The organism is Novosphingobium aeonii (assembly GCF_052279045.1).
In the GTDB taxonomy this organism is placed as follows: Bacteria; Pseudomonadota; Alphaproteobacteria; order Sphingomonadales; family Sphingomonadaceae; genus Novosphingobium.
Map to the genome: position 1 here is coordinate 1,359,165 of NZ_CP176832.1, position 19,595 is coordinate 1,378,759.

The following is a 19,595-nucleotide window of genomic DNA, read 5'->3' on the forward strand; positions in this document are numbered from 1 at the left end:
CGCTCGATCAGGCTTCAGACCATCTCGGTATCGGCTCTCATTTCTTGACCACAGGCGTAATTTCCAGGCCATCCGGCTCGACGATATTCACTCCGGAGAAGACCATCATCCCGCCGCGGAACTCGATCAGCCTGTAATCATTATAACGGCCCATATCGAATCCCCTCCACTTCAAAGACTTACCGACGAACGGTAGAAAGCCGTTGGTATCGACCTTCGCTTCATCGTTCCGAGGGAGAGGCTGCGAACGATCTAGCAGCATCACGTTGATGGCGGTGTCTAGCTCGCGAGTCAGCAAGTCCTTCAGACCGGCGCCGTCATTTTCGATCAAGCTCGCGAGCGGAAGCGGCTTACCTTCGCAGCAGAAATATTTGATCGTCTTGCCGGAGTCGCTGTCGGTCGCGACCTTCGTTTTCAGCACGATATAGGGACGAACATCCTCGGTCTTTTTGACGAACGTAAGCACGACATACGGTGTCACCGTCATCGTGCTGCCGCCCGGCTGGGGTGCGAGCGTATAGGCAGTCCGGAATTTGTCGCTCGCCATGAGCGTGTTGGTCATCTCGATCGCCTTTGCCCGGACGTCAAAGCGCAGGTCATCCTCGACATTGTGGACTTTGCCCGTGCCGCTCTCGGCGTTGATCGAACTTTGTACCAGCATGCCGACCGGGCCTAATAGCATCCCGATTGCGCCGCCACCCTGATGCCCCGAGATGACAACGTTGCTATCAGGGATGCGATGGACGCCCATGGGCAGATCGCTCATCCCGTTCGCGCCCTTTTCCGAAAAGACGACAGCCGTCGGCAGAGCCGATGCGGGAGCCGACGCTACCTCCGAGTTATCCTGCGCGGCGACCGCCTGCGGCGCCAATGCGAATGCACCCGCGAGCATCGCGAGAATGACTGTACGCTTCATCTAATTCCCCCTAGACTTTGGATCGAGATGCCGCCCTCGGACTTGTTCTCGGCCACAGCATCAATTGCTAGTCCAAGGCCTCCGCCGAGACAACCTCGCGAACGTTGAATTCCGAAGCGGTTTGCGCGTTACTGTATGAATTGGATGTTCTTTGCCGAGCGCTTCCTCAGATAACAAACGCTTCTGACAACGATAATAATTTGGTGCAAATTGACCGATCGCGGATCCGTAGATGGAGCGCAGACTATCTTCATTCGGGAATGAGAATTTTCCCTCTGAGCGTCCTTAATAGGGGAGAGCTACCATCTCCAAGCCGTCGTCCCGGACTTGATCGGGAACCGCTGGCAAAGCCGCGCGCGGATGCGTGAAAACGCCGCGTCGCAGCGACCGATCGAAACCTATAGCCTAAAGACGCTTCAGCGGTCCCGGATGAAGTCCGGGACCGCTGAACAGAATATGTCTGCTTGGGGGAGGAGGCCGTCAGACAGCTTTTCCTAATCGAAGTAAGGTAGTTGGTCAGCGGACGGGCAGCCATCTGCCCTTCCCCCAAAGATGAGCCGCCATTCCGCAACCGGCCCCCTCATGACGCCAAGGCTATCTTGCGCATGGCCTGCTTGTCCTTGCCGCCTAGCTGCTTGCATCCTTCACGGTTTCCATCGCCACATAAGTTGATGTGCTGGAAACGTGGGGCAGGTTCGACAGCTTTTCGCCCAACACCTCGCGGTAGCGGCGGATGTCGGTGGTGCGGACTTTCAGCAGGTAGTCGAAATGGCTGGCGAGCATGTGGCACTCCTCCACTTCGGGAATGCGGCGGACGGCGGCGTTGAATTCCTTCAGCGCCTGTTCGCGCGTATCCGACAGTTTCACTTCGGTGAAGGCCACGTGGTCGAACCCGAGGGTGGCGGGATCGACGACCGCACGAAAGCCGCGGATCACGCCCGAATCGATCAGCCGCCGCATCCGCACCTGACAGGGCGTCTTTGACAGGCCCACCACCTGGGCGAGTTCGGTCACGCTCATGCGGCCATCTGCGCGCAGGGCGGCAATGATCTTGCGGTCAAGCTCATCCAGATTGACCTGTTTCTGGCTATTTACCATTCATTTGGCCTGCATGATGCCGAAATATAAGTTCATATGGTCCGATCTGTGCCTGTGAAAAGGCGGATTGCCAAGCGGTCTTGGGATATTGGCGATTCATGACCCACACGCCCCGCTTCGCCGCATTCGCCCCCGCCGTCAGCGAGCCCACCCCGCTGCGCCGTGCCATCACCGAGGCTTTCCGCCGTGACGAGGCCGCCTGCATGGCACCTCTGCTCGAAGCGGCGACCTTGCCCGATGCTCAGCGCCGGGACGTGCGTGAGACCGCGAGCGCGCTCGTCACCACGCTGCGCGCCAATCACAAGGGCACAGGCGTCGAAGGGCTGGTTCAGGAATACTCTCTCTCCAGCCAGGAAGGCGTCGCGCTCATGTGCCTCGCCGAAGCGCTGCTGCGCATTCCCGACAATGCGACCCGCGATGCGCTGATCCGCGACAAGATTTCCGATGGCGACTGGAGCGCGCATCTCGGCGGCGGCAAGTCGATGTTCGTCAATGCCGCGACCTGGGGCCTGGTGGTGACCGGGAAGCTGGTGGGATCGGTCGACGACACGGGACTGGGCGCGGCGTTGACGCGCCTAGTCGCCCGGGCGGGCGAGCCGGTGATACGGCGCGGCGTCGATCTTGCGATGCGGCTGATGGGCGAGCAGTTCGTGACCGGCGAAACCATCGGCGAGGCCGTGAAGCGCGCCCGCGAACTGGAGGCCAAGGGCTTCCGCTACAGCTATGACATGCTGGGCGAAGCGGCCACCACCGCCGCCGATGCCGAACGCTACAACACCGATTACGTCAATGCGATCCACGCCATCGGCAAGGCCGGCGCGGGGCGGGGCATCTACGAAGGCCCGGGAATCTCGATCAAGCTCTCGGCCCTCCACCCGCGCTACAGCCGCGCGCAGGCCGGCAGGGTGATGGCCGAATTGCTGCCGCGCGTTAAGGCGCTGGCGGTGCTGGCCAAGGGCTACGACATCGGCCTCAACATCGATGCCGAGGAAGCCGACCGCCTCGAACTCTCGCTCGACCTGCTCGAAGCGCTGGCGCTCGATCCCGAACTCAAGGGCTGGGATGGCCTCGGTTTCGTGGTGCAGGCCTATGGCAAGCGCTGCCCCTTCGTGCTTGACTGGATCATCGATCTCGCCCGCCGTTCGGGCCGCCGCATGATGGTGCGGCTGGTCAAGGGCGCGTACTGGGATGCCGAGATCAAGCGCGCGCAAGTGGACGGGCTTGCCGACTTCCCGGTCTATACCCGCAAGGTCCATACCGACGTGTCGTATGTTGCCTGCGCGAAGAAGCTGTTGGCGGCGCCGGACGCCGTGTTCCCGCAGTTCGCCACGCACAATGCGCAGACGCTGGCGACGATCTACCATCTCGCCGGGCCGGACTTCGTGGTTGGCCGCTATGAGTTTCAATGCCTCCACGGGATGGGCGAGCCGCTCTATTCGCAGGTTGTCGGCAAGGACAATCTCGACCGTCCCTGCCGTATCTACGCCCCGGTGGGAACGCACGAGACGCTGCTGGCCTATCTCGTGCGCCGCCTGCTGGAGAACGGTGCAAACTCCTCGTTCGTGAACCGGATCGCCGATCCTGCCGTGCAGGTGGCGGACATGGTGGCCGATCCGGTGGACGTGGTTCGCGCCATGCCCGATCCCGGTGCCCGTCACGACCTGATCCCGCTTGCCGCGGATCTCTACCCCGGCCGCCGCAATTCGGACGGGATCGACATGGCCGACGAGACTGCGCTTGCCGCGCTTTCGGAAGACTTGCGGCGGTCCGCCGCGCGCGAATGGTTCGCCATGCCCGCCAATGCACAGGGTGAGGCGCGTGCAGTTCTCAATCCGGCGGATCATGACGACGTGGTGGGCAAGGTGATCGAGGTCGCGCCGGAAGCGGCTGCGGTTGCGGTTGCGCGGGCCGCGATCAGCCGTTGGGGCGGTGTGCCCGTTGCCGAGCGTGCCGCCATGCTGGACGCTGCCGCCGATGCCATGCAGGAGCGGATCGGCCTGCTCATGGGCCTGGTCATCCGCGAGGCCGGAAAGTCCGCCGCCAATGCCATCGCCGAAGTGCGCGAGGCGATCGACTTCCTGCGTTATTACGCGAAGCAGGCGCGCGAGACTTTCGGCGCCGAACAGGCACCGCTGGGCCCGGTGGTCTGCATCAGCCCCTGGAATTTCCCGCTCGCGATCTTTGCGGGGCAAGTGGCCGCCGCGCTCGTGGCGGGCAACCCGGTCCTGGCAAAGCCCGCCGAGGAAACCCCGCTGATCGCTGCCGAGGCCGTTCGCCTGCTGCACGAGGCGGGCGTTCCCAAGGACGCGCTTCAGCTGGTTCCGGGCGATGGCCGGGTCGGGGCGGCTCTGGTCGCGGCACCGCAAGTGGCTGCGGTGATGTTCACCGGTTCCACCGAAGTGGCGCGCCTGATCCAGAAGCAGCTTTCGGGCCGGGTTTCGGCAGACGGGCGCGCGGTTCCGTTTATCGCGGAAACGGGCGGCCAGAACGCGATGATCGTCGATTCCTCCGCGCTTGCCGAGCAGGTCGTGGCCGACGTTATCGCCTCGGCCTTCGATTCCGCCGGGCAGCGTTGTTCGGCGCTGCGCGTCCTGTGCCTTCAGGAGGACGTGGCCGATCGCACGCTGACGATGCTCAAGGGCGCGCTTGCCGAACTGCGCGTGGGCAATACCCAGGAACTCGCGGTGGATATCGGGCCGGTCATCACCGCCGAGGCCAAGGGCGCGATTGACGGCCATGTCGCGCGGATGAAGTCGCGCGGCTGCAAGGTGGAACAGGTGGCGATCCCGGCGGCATGTGATGCCGGCACGTTCGTTGCGCCGACCATCGTGGAGATCGCGAGCATCGCCCAGCTCGAACGCGAAGTGTTCGGCCCCGTGCTCCATGTCGTGCGCTTCAAGCGCGATGAACTGCCCAAACTGATCGCGGCCATCAACGACACCGGCTACGGTCTTACCTTCGGCCTGCACACCCGCCTCGATGCAACGGTGGAGCAGGTCACTTCCGCGATCCGCGCCGGCAACCTCTACGTCAACCGCAACACGATCGGTGCCATCGTCGGCGTCCAGCCGTTCGGCGGGCGCGGGCTTTCGGGCACGGGGCCGAAGGCGGGCGGACCGCTCTATCTCGGCCGCCTCGCCAAACAGGCTCCGCAAGTGCTGGATGCCCCCGCCCGCGCCGCTCCGCTGGTCGAGGCTTTCGCGACCTGGCTGAGCGGGCAGGGCGATGCGGCCTCGGCAGCAGCCGCGCGCGCGCTTGCGAGCGGTTCGGCACTGGGCCTCGAAGTCAGCCTTCCGGGGCCCGTGGGCGAAACCAATCTCTACGCCCTTCACCCGCGCGGCCGCGTGCTGCTGCGCCCGGCAACGCAAGAGGGTCTCTACGCGCAGATGGCGGCGGTGCTGGCCAGCGGCAATACGGCGACGGTTGTGGGCATGGCGCTTCCGGGCGGGCTGCCCGAGGCGGTCGCCGCCCGTTTCGCGCCGGATGCGGCCGAGCATTTCTCCGCCTGTCTCGTGGAAGGCGATGCCGAGGCGGTTCGCGCGGCCTGCGAGGCGGTTGCGGCGATGCCGGGGCCGATCGTTCCGGTCCATACCTCGGCCGGGCCGAACCTCGTCTGGCTGCTGGAGGAGGTGTCTACCTCGATCAACACCACGGCAGCGGGCGGCAACGCCAGCCTGATGATGATCGGCTGACGTTCAGCCCCGGTCAGGATACGAAAAGGCCCGCGAGTGACGAACTCGCGGGCCTTTTTCTTGCGGCGTAGGGCCGGTCAGCCGCAGGCGGGAACGGCCTGGCCGCCGACTTCGCCCTCGCGCTTGTGCAAGGCCAGCGTGACGAGGAAGATCGCGAGACCGCCCAGCGACAGGCCCATGCCGATCCACCCGGTCGAGGTCAGGCCATAGCCCGCCGAGATCGCGAGGCCGCCGAGCCACGGGCCCAGCGCATTCGCCATGTTGAAGGCGCTGTGATGCGCTGCCGCTGCGAGCGCCTGCGCGTCTCCGGCAACGTCCATGAGGCGGGTCTGGAGGATCGTGCCGAGGCCGCCAGCGAAACCGATCATGACGACGACCACGCTGAGCGTCCAGACGTTGCCGGCGGCCATCGGGAACAGGGCGAGCGCGAATGCGCTGAACAGCAGGGCGCCGATGGCAGCCTTGTTCAGCGATCGGTCCGCGGCCCATGCCCAGAACAGGTTGCCCACCGTCATGCCCACGCCGAAGACCGCGAGCACCACAGGGACGAGGTGTTCGGACACCCTGGTCACTTCGATCATGGTCGAGGCGATGTAGGTGTAGACGGCGAAGAGGCCGCCGAAGCCGATGGCCCCGGTCAGCAGGGTCAGCAGGACTTGCGGGCGGCGCAGGGCGCCCAGTTCGCGCATCGGGCTGGCGCCTTCGGCCGCCTTCTGGTGCGGAGCATAGAGCGCGACGAGGGCCATGGTGATGATGGCCAGCACGGAGACGATGGCAAATCCGGTGCGCCAGCCGAACGCCTGTCCCAGCCAGTTCGCCAGCGGCACGCCGATGATCGTCGCCACGGTCAGGCCCGACATGACGAGCGCCACGGACTGCGCTCGCCTGTTCGCGGGCACCATGGAGGCGGCCACCAGCGCGGCGATGCCGAAGTAGGCGCCATGCGGCAGGCCGCTGATGAAGCGGAACAGCAGGAGCAGGGGATATGTCGGCGCCATCGCGGAAAGCGCGTTGCCCACCGCGAAGAGAGCCATGAGCCCGATCAGCAGCGCCCGGCGCGGCAGCTTGGCCGCCAGTACGGCGATCACCGGCGCCCCGACGACGACGCCCAGCGCGTAAGTGCTGATGGCATGGCCCGCCTCCGGCTCCGTCAGGCCGAGATCGCGCGCGAAATAGGGCACGAGGCTCATGGCCGCGAATTCGGTGGTGCCGATGGCGAAGGCACCCATCGCCAGCGCCAGAATGACGAGCGCGGGGTGGGTGTGGCGGGGAGTATCGAGCTGATCGGTCATGTTGCACTGCAATATTGGGGGCATCTGCGATCTAGTCCAGCGCTTGGCAATGCCAACCCGCCGGGCCGTGCAATATTTGCACGCCTTGTCGCGTTCGTTGCAATGTGTTGCCCTGATCGTCGCCGAAACCCCGGCGTGCGCCTGGCCGTCCCGGTCTTGCCGGAAAGGAGAAAGGCCCGCCTGATCGGGGGCAGGCCTTCCGGTTCAGAGCCCGGGGTCGAACTCCGGTGCGTTCTTGGTGGTGTGTTCCGAGAGGGTGGCGACATGGATGCCGCACTCGGTCTTGTTCCATCCGCGCCAGCGACCCGAACGCGGGTCCTCGCCTTCGGCGACCTTGCTGGTGCAGGGCATGCAGCCGATCGACGGATAGCCCTGCGCCACCAGCGGGTGCGGAGGCAGATCATGCTCGGCGATATAGGCGGCGATGCGCTCGGGCGACCAGTCGATCAGCGGGTTGATTTTCAGGCGGCCCTGTGTGTCGGTCGTGTCCACCTCGAAACGCGGCAGGGTGGCGCGGGTGGAGGCCTGGAATGCCTTGCGGCCGGTGAAGGAGGCGTCATAGCCCAGCAGCGCCTTCTCCAGCGGCTTGACCTTGCGGATCTCGCAGCAGCCGTCGGGGTCGTAGGACCAGCGCAGGCCGTTCTCGTCCTTTTTCGCCAGTTCCTCGGCGTCGGGCAGCAGGTTGATGAGATTGGTCAGCCCCAGCCGCTCGACGAGAAGATCGCGATAGGCGAGCGTTTCGGGGAAATGCTTGCCGGTTTCAAGGAACAGCACCGCCACGCCCGGATCGACGCGGCAGACGAGGTGCAGCAGCACCGCCGATTCCGCACCGAAGCTGGACACGATAGCGACATCGCCCGCCATGCCTTCCTTGAGCACCGTTTCGAGCATTTCGGTCGTTTCGGTGCCGCGGAAGAGGCGGTTGAGGCGAACGGCATCGGCCTCGTCGAAACGAGGACCGGTGTCGATCAGGTCGCGGATACGTGCAACTTCGGTGTGGGGCATCGATTGTTCCCTTCCGGAAGGACGGTTACGCCGGGTGGCGCTTTGCCCAGATCGCCTGGCGACCGTCGACGACGGTGGCCTGGTAGACGTTTTCCCAGCGATCGAATGCGTTCTGCGCATCTTCCGCGTTGAGTGCCTTGTCGGGCGCGAAAGCGTCAAAACCGCAGCGCTTGAGGTGCGAGAGCATGTCGATCACCAGATCGCCCACGGCCCGCATCTCGCCCTGGTAGCCTGCTTCGCGCAGAAGCCGGGCGGAGGAGTATCCGCGCCCGTCGGTCCACGCCGGGAAGCTCACTTCCACGAGGGAGAGCCGGTCGAGATGCGGCAGGAGATCGCGGGCATCGTCGCCCGGCTCGATGCGCACGGCCGTGGCGTTGGTCTGCTCCGAGAAGGCGTCGACCGTGATGGCCGGGTCGTTGACCGCCTCGTCGTCACGGAAGCGGAATTGAACGTCAACCATAGATCGCCTCCTTGAACGGGGCCATGCCGATACGGCGATAGGTGTCGAGGAAGCGTTCCTCGCCCTGCTTGTTGGCGAGATAGACCTCGGTGGCCTTCTCGATGGCATCGACCACGCCGTCCTCGGTGAAGCCGGGGCCGGTGATCTGGCCGAGCGAAGTGTCCGCGCCCTCGCTGCCGCCAAGCAGGAGCTGGTAGTTTTCCAGGCCCTTCTTGTCGACGCCGAGGATGCCGATGTGGCCCGCGTGGTGGTGGCCGCAGGCATTGATGCAGCCCGAGATCTTCAGCTTCAGCTCGCCAATCTCGGCCTGGCGTTCGGCGCTGCCGAAACGTTCGGAGATCTTCTGCGCCACCGGGATCGAGCGGGCATTGGCCAGCGCGCAATAGTCGAGGCCGGGGCAGGCGATGATATCGCCCACGGTGTCGAGATTGGCGGTGGACAGGCCTGCTTCGTCCAGCGCCTGCCACAGGGTGTAGAGGTCTGCTTTCTTCACGTGCGGGAAGACGATGTTCTGCGCGTGAGTGACGCGCAGTTCGTCGAAGCTGTAGTCCTTGGCGAGCTGCGCCATCAGGCGGATCTGGTCTGCCGTGGCATCGCCCGGAATGCCGCCGACGGGCTTGAGGCTGACGGTGGCGATCACATAGCCGGCCTGCTTGTGGGCGTGCGTGTTGCGCTCCACCCAGAGGCGGAAGTCGGGATCGGACAGGTCCAGATCGTTCGAAGCGCCGGCTTCGAAGTCGGGTCCGGTGAAGTGCGCCTCGATGCGCTCCAGCTCGGCGAGCGGGGGCTCGATCGGCTGGGTCAGCAGGTGCGCGAATTCTTCCTCGACCTGGCGGACATATTCGTCGCGGCCCAGTTCATGGACGAGGATCTTGATGCGCGCCTTGTACTTGTTGTCGCGGCGGCCGTAGCGGTTGTAGACGCGCAGGCATGCCTCGGAATAGGTGATGAGCTGGTCCAGCGGCACGAATTCGCGGATCAGCGGCGCGATCATCGGGGTGCGGCCCATGCCGCCGCCCGCATAGAACTGTGCGCCGATCTCGCCGGAATCGTTGCGCACCATCTTGATGCCGATGTCGTGCAGGCGCATCGCCGCGCGGTCCGTTTCGGAGGCGATGACGCAGATCTTGAACTTGCGCGGCAGCACCAGGAATTCCGGGTGGAAGCTGGACCACTGGCGCAGCAGTTCGGCGTAAGGGCGCGGATCGATGATCTCGTCGGCGGCCGCTCCCGCGTACTGGTCCGAGGAAATGTTGCGGATGCAATTGCCGCTGGTCTGGATGGCATGCATCTCCACCTTGGCGAGTTCGGCCAGGATGTCGGGCGTGTCTTCCAGCTTGATCCAGTTGTACTGGATGTTCTGGCGGGTGGTGAAGTGGCCGTAGCCGCGATCGTACTTGTCCGCGATATCGCCGAGCAGCTTCATTTGCGCGGAGTTCAGCGTGCCGTAGGGCACGGCGACGCGCAGCATGTAGGCATGAAGCTGGAGGTAGAGGCCGTTCTGCAGGCGCAGCGGCTTGAACTGGTCCTCGGTAAGGTCACCGGCAAGGCGGCGGCGCACCTGGTCACGGAATTCCGCGACGCGCGTATCGACCATCTGCTGGTCGTATTCGTCGTACTTGTACATCAGATCACCCAGTTCACGGCTTCGGGGTCGGACGGCTTGAGCGTCAGGTCTAGGCGCACGGTCGGCCCGAGGGCGCGGATGCGCTCCTTGATATGGGCGGGACGAATGCCTTCCTCGGTCTTCGCACCATCGACGATATAGCCGCCGACGACATTCTGGGCGCCTTCCTCGCGCGCGAGGAGCGCGGCGCCATGTTCGCCCACGTCGGCGGATTCGTTGACGTCGAGCGACCAGCCCACGCCGGTCCACCAGATGACCGCTCCGGTCTTCAGGTCGTTGCCCGTCAGGATCTTCACTTTGTTGCCTCCAGCGCAAGGGCGCGAATGGTGTTGTCGGGTTCTGCGGTGACGTGCCCGATAACGATAAGCGCCGGACTTTGCACCTTCGCATCGGCGATCAGGTCGGCAAGGCCCGCAAGCGGACCGCGCAGCACACGCATCCGCGAACGGGTGGCGTTTTCGATCACCGCAACCGGCACATCGGGCGCGAGCCCGTCGGCCATGAGCTTTTCCGCGATCTGGGCCGAGGTGGCGATTCCCATGAAGATCACCAGCGTACGGCCCTTGCCGGCAAGTCCCGACCAGTCCTGATCGGTCAGCCCCTTGCACTGGCCGGCGACGAACGTGACGATCGAGGCATGGTCCCGGTGCGTCAGCGGTATCTGTGCGGCAGCGGAAGCGCCCAGCGCCGAGGAGATTCCCGGCACCACTTCCACCGGCACGCCGGCGGCATGGCAGGCTTCGGCTTCCTCGCCGCCACGGCCGAAAACGAAGGGATCGCCGCCCTTGAGCCGTACGACGTCATTGCCGGCGAGGGCTTCGCGCACGAGGAGGGCGTTGATCTCCTCCTGCTTCATGGTGTGCCGCGCGCGGCTCTTGGCGACGGAAATCAGCCGGGCAGACGGACGCGCCATGGCGAGGATCGCCGGATCGACGAGGCCGTCATGCACGATGATCGCGGCATTCATCAGCAGCCGCGCGGCGCGCAGGGTCAGGAGGTCGGGATCGCCGGGACCGGCGCCAACCAGGAAGACTCGACCGACAGAGGCGGGATTCGCTTGCATGGTGGCGCAGATGATCCCCCTTGCTTCCGATTGCCAGCCAGAATGGCTTTGTGCGGGGCAAGAGGGGCTTTAGACTGCCGCTAGGTGCCGTTCAGGCGGCCGGTTCCGGCGGTTCCGAAAGGGTTTGCGGTGATGCCTCGGTGCCCGGACCGACCGGAGGGGTGGCTGGCAGCGAGGTTTGAACAGGCTCGGCGATCCTGTCCACATAGGCGGTGATCGTCTGGCCGCCCTTGAAGCGGGCGCTGTCGCCCGCAGTGAGCAGGCCGAGCAGCCCGAAACCGACAACGGCGAGCACGACGCCGGCTCCGTTTCCAGCGCCCCGCTCGTTCATGTCTCCGCGCAAGGGCAGTTTCATGCCATCCGCCAGCTCAAGCTCGACGAAACGGGCGGCAAGACGTCCGCCCTTGCCGACCGCGCGGTTTCCTTCGAGGCTGACGATCTCGCCCCAGGCCTTGGTGCCGACCGGAATGACCGGCCTCCCGTCGATGTAGACCGGTTCGTCGACCCTCAGGAGAAATCGGTCTCCCGCCTTGGCCGTGCGGCTGGAAATTTCCCGCAGAACCATGAGCCGAACCGGGGTTCCCGGCGGCACCGACTGAGCGCTGGCTCCGCCTGTGACAGCGATCGTCGCGGTTGCAGGCGGAACGGACTCTGCCGATGTGCTCGGCGCCGGCTGGGCAGGAGCCGGCTGGGCAGAAACCGGCTGGGCAGAAACCGGCGCGGCGACGAGCGCCGCTCCGGTCAGCAGTGCCAGAACCACGAAATTACTGGGCCGGCTTGTCGGTGAAGCGGACAGCCACTCCGGTGGCCGTCACGGATCCCCAGCTCATCGCGGTGACGTGAGCGTCGCCGTACTGGGCCTTGATCACGGCATCGGCGCCGAGTTTCTGCGCGCGTTCCCACAGTTCGCGGTAGATCTTGCCGTGATCGGGGGCCTTGCTGAAGATGGTGGCCTTGCGGACCCCGGCCTTCACTTCTCCGACGACCTCGTAAGGGCGGTCGGTCATGTCGTAGGGGAATACGGGAACGCCGAATTCCTCGTTGACCAAAGCGGGAGCCGAAGCAGGCTTGTCTGCCGCGAGTGCCGGAACAGCAGGCAGCAACAGTACGGCTGCGAAAGCAGCCTTGATGGTATTTACGGATTTCATGAATTTCCCCCTCGTGAAATGCCCAATGCGAGACATATGCCGAATATGCGTTCCGTCAATTGGGTAATTGAGAGGGTTTTTATTTTTCAATCCAGCGATGCTGCCTAGCCGGCTTCGGCCGCGACTGGCTGCCATTTTTCCGAAAGGGACATGCTGGGCGCGCGGTCGGGGCGGCCGAGGAAATAGCCCTGCGCTTCCTCGCAGCCTTCACGGATAAGGAGGTCGAACTGGCTCTCGGTCTCCACGCCTTCGGCCAGTACCGGGATGCGCAGCGATTGCCCGAGGGCGAGCACCGCGCGGATGATGGCGCGGGCCTGTTCGTTGTCGTCCGATTCGAGCAGGAACGACTTGTCGATCTTGATCTTGTCGAACGGAAACGAATGGAGCGTGTCGAGCGAGGAATAGCCGGTGCCGAAATCGTCCATCGCGATGGCGACGCCGAGTTCCTTCAACTGGCGCAAGTTGTGAAGTGCGCGGGTCTTGTCGGAAATGATGGCGCTTTCAGTGATTTCCAGTTCGAGCCGGTGGGCAGGCAGGCCGGTCTCGATCAGGATGCGGGCGACGATCGGCGCCAGATCCTGTTGGACGAGCTGGATCGGAGAGACGTTTACGGCGATCCGGTGTTCGGAATGCCAGCTAACCGCTTCCCGGCAGGCCTCTTCGAGCACCCATTCACCGATCTGGAGGATCGCGCCGGATTCCTCGGCGATGGGAATGAATTCATCCGGCGAGACGAGCCCGCGCAGCGGGTGGTGCCAGCGGACGAGCGCCTCGTAGCCGGAAGTTTCGCCGCTGCGCAGTTGGCATTGCGGCTGGTAGAGGAGGACGAATTCCTGCTTCTCGACGGCCTGCCGCAGATCGTTGGCAAGCTGGCGGCGGGCACGGGCGGTTTCGTCCATGCCGGGCTCGTAATAGCAGATGCGTTCGCCGATCTGGAGCTTGGCGCGGTACATCGCGAGATCGGCGTTGTTGAGCAGGGTCTCGCGGTTCGCGCCGTCATGCGGGTAGGCGGCGATGCCGAGGCTGCCCCCGAAGACGAGTTCCTGCCCTTCATGCTCGACGGGAGAAGCGAAGCAAGGCTCGATCCTGCGGAGGAAGTCCGCGAGTTGTTCGTCGGTGTCGAAAAGCTTGGCGAGCCCGAATTCGTCGCCGCCGAGGCGCGCGGCGATCTCGTCCTCGCCGATCACCGACTGGAGCCGCCGGGCCAGTTCCGCAAGCACGACATCACCCCAGGCGTGGCCATAAGTGTCGTTGATTTCCTTGAAACGGTCGAGATCGATGGCGGTCACGCCCAGCCGCTTGCCGTAGCGCGATGCCTGTTCGAGCATCTCGTCGATCCACAAGTTGAAGCGTGTGCGATTGGGCAGGCCGGTGAGGCCGTCGTGCATGGCCATGTGCGCGATGCGCGCTTCCGATTCGTGCTGGCGCGTGATGTCGTCGAACGTCGAGACCCAGCCACCATCGGGCATGGGGCGGTTGGCGATAGAAACGACCTGACCGTCGGGATACTGGGCGAGGATCGGGGGATGCAACGGTGCGGCGAGATTGTCGCGGATCATCCGCCGGACATGCGCGACACGTTCGGTGACGGCCTGCGGCTCGAAGCGGTTCACGCTGCAACGGCCGATCACTTCCTCCAGCAGGAGGCCGGGGGGCAGTGCGCCGTCCGGCAATCCGTACATTTCGAGGAAACGGGGGTTGCACAGGACAAGGCGTTCTTTGGCGTCGAACAGGCAAAGTCCCTGGTGCATGTGGCCCAGGGCGGCGTCGCGCTGGCGGCTGGCCTCGGCAATGCGGTCCTGCGCCTCCTTGAAACGGGTCATGTCGCGGGTGATCTTCGCAAAGCCGATCGATTCGCCGTGCTCGCCAAGCATCGGCTCGATCGTGACATGGGCCCAGAAGCGGCTGCCGTCGCGGCGAACGCGCCAGCCCTCGCCATAGAAGCGACCTTCCGTTCGCGCGGTTTCCAGTGCCAGCCTGTCCAGCTCTGCGGCGCGGTCCTCAGGCGTGTAGAAAGTGGCGACGGGCAGGCCCAGGGCTTCGGATTCGGCATAGCCCTTGAGGCGCTGGGCACCGGCGTTCCAGTTCACGACCCGGCCTTCGCGGTCCAGCATGTAGATCGCGCAGTCGGAAATCCCGCGCACCAGGAACGAGAACTGGCGCTCGCTGGCCGCCACTGCGGCTGCGGTGCGACGGCTGATGGCAAGCGAGATCGCCGAGAGCGCGATGATGAGCAGGGTCACGGTGGTGACCGCGCCGATCATCTCGCGCGGGGAGATAGACTGTTCGGTGATGACGACGCGCGCCGGTGTAAGCGAAAGTGCCGTCATGCCGGTGAAGTGGAGGGCGACGACGGCGCCGGCGAGCAGGGCCGTTGCGCCGAGCAGGCTGCGCAAACGGCCGTCGCGCAGTGCCAGCGTCAGCGCGGGGTAGAGCGGCAGGATGGCAAGGGCAACAGAGGCTGCGACATAGCCGGTGTTCCAGTGCGGCGCTGCCGGAAGCTCCATCGCCAGCATGCCGGTGTAATGCATCGCGGCAATGCCCGAGCCGCAGATCGCGCTGGCGAACGCCACCGTCCTGCGACCGGGCTTTCCGAGGGTCAGAGCGAAGGCGAGGCCGGTCGTCATGATCGGGATGATCAGTGACACGAGCGTCAGCGCCGGGGAATAGCCGACGATCATGCCGGGGACGTATCCGAGCATGGCCACGAAATGCGTGGCCCAGATGCCGAAGCCCGCGCTGGCGCCCGCCATGGTCCACCAGCGTCGGCGGACCGCTCCTTCGCAGCGTTTTGCCTGGCGTAGGAGAAGCAGCGCCGTCAGCGAAGAAAGCAGACAGATCAAGGCGGCGAGCAGGACCAGTCGCAGGTCATGCCCATCGCGGATGCAAAGATAGATATCGAACACTGCAACCCCGTTTAATTGCCCGGAAAGCTACGGATATCCCGGTTAGAAAGTCCTTAACGCCGGATTCTCGATTTCGTCGCACCTGTGGCCCCGAGGCCTCATATTTCCGTGCTTTTGCGTGCCGAAATTAGCTGTTCTGCTAACGGAATTTTAATCCCCTGCGCTCACGTTGCGATTCTCGTGGAGAATGCGCCATGCCCATAGCGGCACATTTTGAAGAAAATCTCGCTGAAAACGGTCCCAGGGGCGACCAGCAGGGTGTTAAGCCGCGCGCGCAGCGCCGCCGCCTGCTCCTGGAAACGCAGGGTGCGCTGGCATCCGGCGTGGAGATGCCGGTGGTGATCCACAATTTCTCGGAAAGCGGGATGTTGATGGAGAGCCGCATCGATCTGGAGATCGGCGAGACCATCGACGTCGAGCTGCCGCAGGCCGGTATCACGCGGGCTCGCGTCGTATGGGCCAGTGGCAAGCTGTACGGCTGTGCCTTCGATGCCCCGATTTCCTCGTCCGTCCTCAGTGCGGCGCAGCTGCGCAGTGCAGTGCAGGAGGTCGATCTCGGCGCCTCTCCCATGACCAGTGCTCCGGCCGCAATCGGCGGGGAGAGCTTCGGAGAGCGTCTTCACCGGCTTCGCAAGCTGCGCGGTTTCACCCAGGGCGAGCTGGCTGCGCGCCTCGGCGTCAGCAAACCCACGGTCTGGGCCTGGGAGCAGGGCCGGGCCCGGCCCATCGAAGAGCGTCTGGACGCCATTGCCGAGGAACTGGGCGTAACCGCGGCGGAGCTTCGTCCCGGACGCACCGTTGCCGGGTTGCCCGAACTCATCGCCCGCTGCCGTGAACAGATCGCCGCCGCCGTGGAGACCAGCCCGGACAAGGTCCGGATCATGATCGAACTCTGAAATCAGCACCGGATTGATCAAGTTCCCATAGATGGGGACAAGCCTCTTTCCGACTCAATCCTCTGATGGTAAATGCATAAATAACAATACTTTGTATTAAAGTGAGTTAGATAACGGGGCTAATTCTTTTTTTGCGAAGTTATTGCAGGGTCGCTGGATTTCGGAAGTTGGATGGCTGGATTTTCTCATTTCAATGAGGGGTTTTGGCTAACAGGTTCGGCGATCCAAGCGTCGAATTTATTTGGCCGGGTTCCTTTCGGCTGAACCTTCTTTGGATCGAGTTGCGATCCCTCTGATCCGGGGCGTTACCAAGATGGGCATGAATTTCACCGTTCAGGAAAGTTCCGCTTTGTACGGGCTGCTGGCGGAAACCACGTCTGACATTATTCTGAAGACCAATCGCGAAGGCCTGATCCTTCATGCTTCGCCGGGCATCGGCAAGCTCGGCATTCGCCTGCTGCCGGAGCCGATGGGGCCGCATCTGCTGGACCTCGTGGCGGAGACCGGACGGGGTGTGGTCTCGCGCGCGCTGAAGGCGGCCATCGCGGGCGAGCAGCCCGACCGCTGGGTTGAATTCCCGGCCATCACCGCCGATGCGCGGGAAAGCTGGTTCGAGATGCAGATTCGTCCGCTGCGTAATGACGACGGCACCGTCTACGGGGCACTGGCGGTGATGCGCTCCATCGATGAGCGCCGCGAACTGCGCGACCAGCTTTTCGCCGCGACCTACACCGATCCGTTGACCCGCCTTACCAATCGCGCGGCGTTCATATCGATGCTGGAGCATATGATCGCTTCCGGCATGGAAGGGTGCCTGGCGATGTTCAGCATCGACTTCTTCCGCACCATCAACATGAAATACGGCCAGACCACCGGCGACGATGTGCTGCGTGTCTTTGCCGATCTGCTGCGCGAGATACTTCGCTCGGACGACATCATCTCGCGGATCGGCTCGGAGCGTTTCGCCGTGCTGTTGCCGCGTACCACGCCGGAACAGGCGCAGGCGATCTGCAGCCGCGTGGTTTCCACTCTGGCGGACCTGCGGCAGAAGATCGGCGAGAGCCGCTTCGCCATTACCACCAGCGGCAGCGTGGCCCGCATTGCGGACAGTCTCGACAGCACTATCGAGCGGGCAGAACTCGCGTTGTTCTGCGCAAAGGCCAAGGGGCGCAACCGGCTGGAAATGGAGAAGCCGAAGCGCATGGCTTCGTGATCCCGGTCAGCGGGACGGTTCCTCGTTGCGGTTCTTCATGGCATCCAGCAGGGCGCGGAATGCGTCGGTGTCGCGCAGGTTGATGTCTCGCTTGGCATAGGGGACTTCGATCCCGTGGTCCCGGAACAGTTCCCATAGCTTCTTGAGGACGTCGGATCGCACGTTGCCGACGCCTTCCTCCGGATCGGTAATCCAGCAATGGATCACGAAGCGGACGCCGTTCTCGGTGAAGGAATCCAGCCACACCGTGGGCGGCGGCGCGACCAGCACGCGCGGTACGCTGCGTGCCGCTTCGAGCATGAGCTGTTCGGCTTTCACGATGTCCGCCGAAAACGCGACGCCCACCGGCACCTGGATGCGGACGTTCTTGCTGGAATAGGACCAGTTTTCGACCTGATTGATCATCAGGTTCTCGTTCGGGATCAGGTATTCCTTCTGATCGCGTGTCGTCAGAGAGACGGCCCGGATGCCGATCCGGCGGATCTGGCCGAATGTGGACATGCCGCCGGCATCGGTGATGGTGATGACGTCGCCCGGCTTGATGGACTTGTCCATCAGGAGGATGATGCCCGCGATCAGGTTGCCGAAGGTCTTCTGCAGGCCGAAGCCGATGGCAAGGCCGAACGCGCCCGAGAACACCGTGAGCGCCGTGAGGTCGATGCCCAACACGTCGATGCCGACGAGGATCGCGATCGTCCATATCAGCAGGCTGACGAGCTTTTCCGCCAGCAGGCGCTGCGTCTGGTCCAGACCCGTGGCAGAGCGGAGCAGGCGGCTGGAGAGCCTGCTGGCGAACCATGCCGTGGAAACCACCAGCGCGAGCACCAGCAGCAGCACGACGAGATCCCAGACAGATACGCGGCTGGAGCCGACCTGCACGGCCAGCCGGTCCAGCGTGTCCACGAAATCGCTGAGAAAGCCGCCGCGCGAGGTCACGGCGTGCTTCAGCCCGTCCGCCCCTGCCAGAGGCTGATCGACCGGCCGATGGGCGGCCGCCGAAGCCGTGGCCGAAGGCGTCGGGCTGGCCATGACCATGCGGGCGACCGGGTTGCTCATCCCTGCGCCATCACCGCGAGCGCCTGCTCGATGTCGGCAATGAGGTCGTCGGTATCTTCGAGGCCCACGGCGAGGCGCACGCCGAAGCGGTTGGCCTCGTCCTGCGCTTGGGGCGGCCAGGGCATGATGCTGCGGTGCCTGGTAGGCTCGATCGGCACCACAAGGCTTTCGAAGCCGCCCCAGGAGTAGCCGATCGCGAAGAGGTTGAGAGCGTCGATGAAGCGGTTGCGGTCGGCCAGTGTGCCGCCCTTGAATACGAAGCTGAACAATCCGCAGCCGCCCGTGAAATCGCGCGTCCAGAGGTCATGGCCAGGCGAGGAGGGGAGCATCGGGCAGAGCACTTGCGCCACTTCCGGCCGCGCATCGAGCCATTGGGCGATCCTGAGGGCGGATTCGGCCTCCTGTCGCAGACGCACGCCCAGCGTGCGCAGCCCGCGCAAGGCGAGGGCGGCATCGTCCGGAGACACCACGATGCCAAGCTGCTGCGCGCGTTCGCGCAGCTTGCCGTAGAGTTCCTCGCCTGCACTGGCGCTGCCCATCATCAGGTCGGAGTGGCCGCCGACATGCTTGGTCAGCGCCATCACGGTGATGTCCACGCCCTTTTTCAGTCCCGCGAAGCCGAGCGGGCTGGCCCAGGTGTTATCAAGCACCGACACCGCGCCCTTGCTCCGTGCGATCCGGGCCATTTCCGGCACGTCGCAGACTTCCATCGACAGGCTGCCGGGAGCTTCGATCAGCACTGCGCGTGTGCGCTCGCAGAACATCGCTTCGTATGCGGCAAGGTCCAGCGGGTCGAAGAAGCGGGTCTCGATGCCGAAGTCGGCGAGCATTCCCGTGCCCATGGAGCGGGTGGGGTCATAGGCATTGTCGGTGATCATCACCACGTCGCCGGGCCGCAGCAGCGTGAGCATGACGCCCGCGATGGCCGCTACGCCCGAAGGGTAGATCACCGTGCCGTGAGCGCCGGGTTCGATCTTGGTCAGCGCCTCGCAGAGTGCCCACTGCGTCGGCGCGCCGCGGCGACCGTAGAAGAAGCGGCCGTCCTCGTTGCGGCGCGGGCCTTCGGCCAGCGCTGCGGTGTTTTCGTAAAGGTGCGTGCTGGCCCGCCAGACCGGCGGGTTGACGACGGCTCCGGTCCACTCCTTGCGGCGGCCACCGCCGACCAGCTTGGTGAAGGTGGCGAGGTCGTCGAAATTGTCCAAATCGCTCAAAGTGCTCTCCGC

General features: G+C 64.5%; 16 protein-coding genes. 3 read left to right on the plus strand and 13 right to left on the minus strand.

The window, feature by feature from the left end:
* Positions 1–37: 37 nt before the first annotated feature.
* Both ACLIMP_RS06870 and ACLIMP_RS06875 read right to left on the minus strand, forming a co-directional pair.
* Entirely contained in the window at positions 38–916 is an 879-nt protein-coding gene (locus tag ACLIMP_RS06870; protein ID WP_324698366.1) for a hypothetical protein, read from the minus strand.
* A gap of 627 nt (positions 917–1,543) precedes the next feature.
* Positions 1,544–2,014, minus strand: a complete 471-nt coding sequence (locus ACLIMP_RS06875; protein WP_324698368.1) for an Lrp/AsnC family transcriptional regulator — start codon at positions 2,012–2,014, stop codon at positions 1,544–1,546.
* A 98-nt stretch (positions 2,015–2,112) separates the two neighbouring features.
* Between ACLIMP_RS06875 and putA the strand changes: the two genes are divergently transcribed.
* Positions 2,113–5,706, plus strand: coding sequence for a trifunctional transcriptional regulator/proline dehydrogenase/L-glutamate gamma-semialdehyde dehydrogenase (gene putA, locus ACLIMP_RS06880; RefSeq protein WP_324698370.1), 3,594 nt, complete (start codon positions 2,113–2,115; stop codon positions 5,704–5,706).
* A gap of 77 nt (positions 5,707–5,783) precedes the next feature.
* Here putA and ACLIMP_RS06885 read toward each other — a convergent pair whose 3' ends face one another.
* The 9 genes from ACLIMP_RS06885 to ACLIMP_RS06925 form a co-directional block, all read right to left on the minus strand.
* Positions 5,784–6,998, minus strand: coding sequence for an MFS transporter (locus ACLIMP_RS06885; RefSeq protein ID WP_324698372.1), 1,215 nt, complete (start codon positions 6,996–6,998; stop codon positions 5,784–5,786).
* A gap of 204 nt (positions 6,999–7,202) precedes the next feature.
* Positions 7,203–8,003, minus strand: coding sequence for a phosphoadenylyl-sulfate reductase (locus ACLIMP_RS06890; RefSeq protein WP_324698374.1), 801 nt, complete (start codon positions 8,001–8,003; stop codon positions 7,203–7,205).
* Positions 8,004–8,028: 25 nt separating this feature from the next.
* Entirely contained in the window at positions 8,029–8,463 is a 435-nt protein-coding gene (locus ACLIMP_RS06895; RefSeq protein ID WP_054440087.1) for a DUF934 domain-containing protein, read from the minus strand.
* A complete protein-coding gene (locus tag ACLIMP_RS06900) occupies positions 8,456–10,090 on the minus strand; it encodes a nitrite/sulfite reductase (protein ID WP_185997912.1) in 1,635 nt (544 codons plus the stop codon). The genes ACLIMP_RS06895 and ACLIMP_RS06900 overlap by 8 nt, the downstream gene beginning before the upstream one ends.
* Positions 10,090–10,386: a DUF2849 domain-containing protein gene (locus tag ACLIMP_RS06905; protein WP_054440091.1), complete on the minus strand. Its 297-nt coding sequence runs from the start codon at positions 10,384–10,386 to the stop codon at positions 10,090–10,092. The genes ACLIMP_RS06900 and ACLIMP_RS06905 overlap by 1 nt, the downstream gene beginning before the upstream one ends.
* Complete coding sequence (cobA, locus tag ACLIMP_RS06910; RefSeq protein WP_054440094.1) at positions 10,383–11,153, minus strand: uroporphyrinogen-III C-methyltransferase; 771 nt, start codon at positions 11,151–11,153, stop codon at positions 10,383–10,385. Before cobA ends, ACLIMP_RS06905 begins: the two co-directional genes overlap by 4 nt.
* A gap of 91 nt (positions 11,154–11,244) precedes the next feature.
* Complete coding sequence (locus tag ACLIMP_RS06915) at positions 11,245–11,913, minus strand: hypothetical protein (RefSeq protein WP_324698378.1); 669 nt, start codon at positions 11,911–11,913, stop codon at positions 11,245–11,247.
* 4 nt (positions 11,914–11,917) lie between these two features.
* Positions 11,918–12,301 (minus strand): heavy metal-binding domain-containing protein, encoded by a 384-nt coding sequence (locus tag ACLIMP_RS06920; protein ID WP_443478126.1) that lies wholly within the window; start codon positions 12,299–12,301, stop codon positions 11,918–11,920.
* A 104-nt stretch (positions 12,302–12,405) separates the two neighbouring features.
* Complete coding sequence (locus ACLIMP_RS06925) at positions 12,406–15,207, minus strand: bifunctional diguanylate cyclase/phosphodiesterase (protein WP_443478127.1); 2,802 nt, start codon at positions 15,205–15,207, stop codon at positions 12,406–12,408.
* Between the two features lie 194 nt (positions 15,208–15,401).
* On the opposite strand from ACLIMP_RS06925, the gene ACLIMP_RS06930 reads away from it, so the two are divergent.
* A complete protein-coding gene (locus tag ACLIMP_RS06930; RefSeq protein ID WP_324698380.1) occupies positions 15,402–16,103 on the plus strand; it encodes a helix-turn-helix domain-containing protein in 702 nt (233 codons plus the stop codon).
* A gap of 319 nt (positions 16,104–16,422) precedes the next feature.
* Positions 16,423–17,316 (plus strand): GGDEF domain-containing protein, encoded by an 894-nt coding sequence (locus tag ACLIMP_RS06935; protein ID WP_231636085.1) that lies wholly within the window; start codon positions 16,423–16,425, stop codon positions 17,314–17,316.
* 6 nt (positions 17,317–17,322) lie between these two features.
* On the opposite strand, the gene ACLIMP_RS06940 is transcribed toward ACLIMP_RS06935, so the two are convergent.
* Both ACLIMP_RS06940 and metC read right to left on the minus strand, forming a co-directional pair.
* The gene (locus tag ACLIMP_RS06940; protein WP_324698383.1) at positions 17,323–18,372 is read right to left on the minus strand and encodes a mechanosensitive ion channel family protein; all 1,050 of its coding nucleotides are present in this window, start codon (positions 18,370–18,372) and stop codon (positions 17,323–17,325) included.
* Positions 18,369–19,583 carry a cystathionine beta-lyase gene (metC, locus tag ACLIMP_RS06945; RefSeq protein ID WP_324698385.1) on the minus strand — a complete coding sequence of 405 codons (1,215 nt, stop codon included), beginning with the start codon at positions 19,581–19,583 and terminating at the stop codon, positions 18,369–18,371. The genes ACLIMP_RS06940 and metC overlap by 4 nt, the downstream gene beginning before the upstream one ends.
* Positions 19,584–19,595: the final 12 nt, after the last annotated feature.

Excerpts from the sequence above, each read along its gene's own strand:
- ACLIMP_RS06870 (WP_324698366.1), bottom strand. The coding sequence starts at position 916 with ATGAAGCGTACAGTCATTCTCGCGATGCTCGCGGGTGCATTCGCATTG.
- ACLIMP_RS06875 (WP_324698368.1), bottom strand. The coding sequence starts at position 2,014 with ATGGTAAATAGCCAGAAACAGGTCAATCTGGATGAGCTTGACCGCAAG.
- putA (WP_324698370.1), top strand. The coding sequence starts at position 2,113 with ATGACCCACACGCCCCGCTTCGCCGCATTCGCCCCCGCCGTCAGCGAG.
- ACLIMP_RS06885 (WP_324698372.1), bottom strand. The coding sequence starts at position 6,998 with ATGACCGATCAGCTCGATACTCCCCGCCACACCCACCCCGCGCTCGTC.
- ACLIMP_RS06890 (WP_324698374.1), bottom strand. The coding sequence starts at position 8,003 with ATGCCCCACACCGAAGTTGCACGTATCCGCGACCTGATCGACACCGGT.
- ACLIMP_RS06895 (WP_054440087.1), bottom strand. The coding sequence starts at position 8,463 with ATGGTTGACGTTCAATTCCGCTTCCGTGACGACGAGGCGGTCAACGAC.
- ACLIMP_RS06900 (WP_185997912.1), bottom strand. The coding sequence starts at position 10,090 with ATGTACAAGTACGACGAATACGACCAGCAGATGGTCGATACGCGCGTC.
- cobA (WP_054440094.1), bottom strand. The coding sequence starts at position 11,153 with ATGCAAGCGAATCCCGCCTCTGTCGGTCGAGTCTTCCTGGTTGGCGCC.
- ACLIMP_RS06920 (WP_443478126.1), bottom strand. The coding sequence starts at position 12,301 with ATGAAATCCGTAAATACCATCAAGGCTGCTTTCGCAGCCGTACTGTTG.
- ACLIMP_RS06930 (WP_324698380.1), top strand. The coding sequence starts at position 15,402 with ATGCCCATAGCGGCACATTTTGAAGAAAATCTCGCTGAAAACGGTCCC.
- ACLIMP_RS06935 (WP_231636085.1), top strand. The coding sequence starts at position 16,423 with ATGAATTTCACCGTTCAGGAAAGTTCCGCTTTGTACGGGCTGCTGGCG.
- ACLIMP_RS06940 (WP_324698383.1), bottom strand. The coding sequence starts at position 18,372 with ATGAGCAACCCGGTCGCCCGCATGGTCATGGCCAGCCCGACGCCTTCG.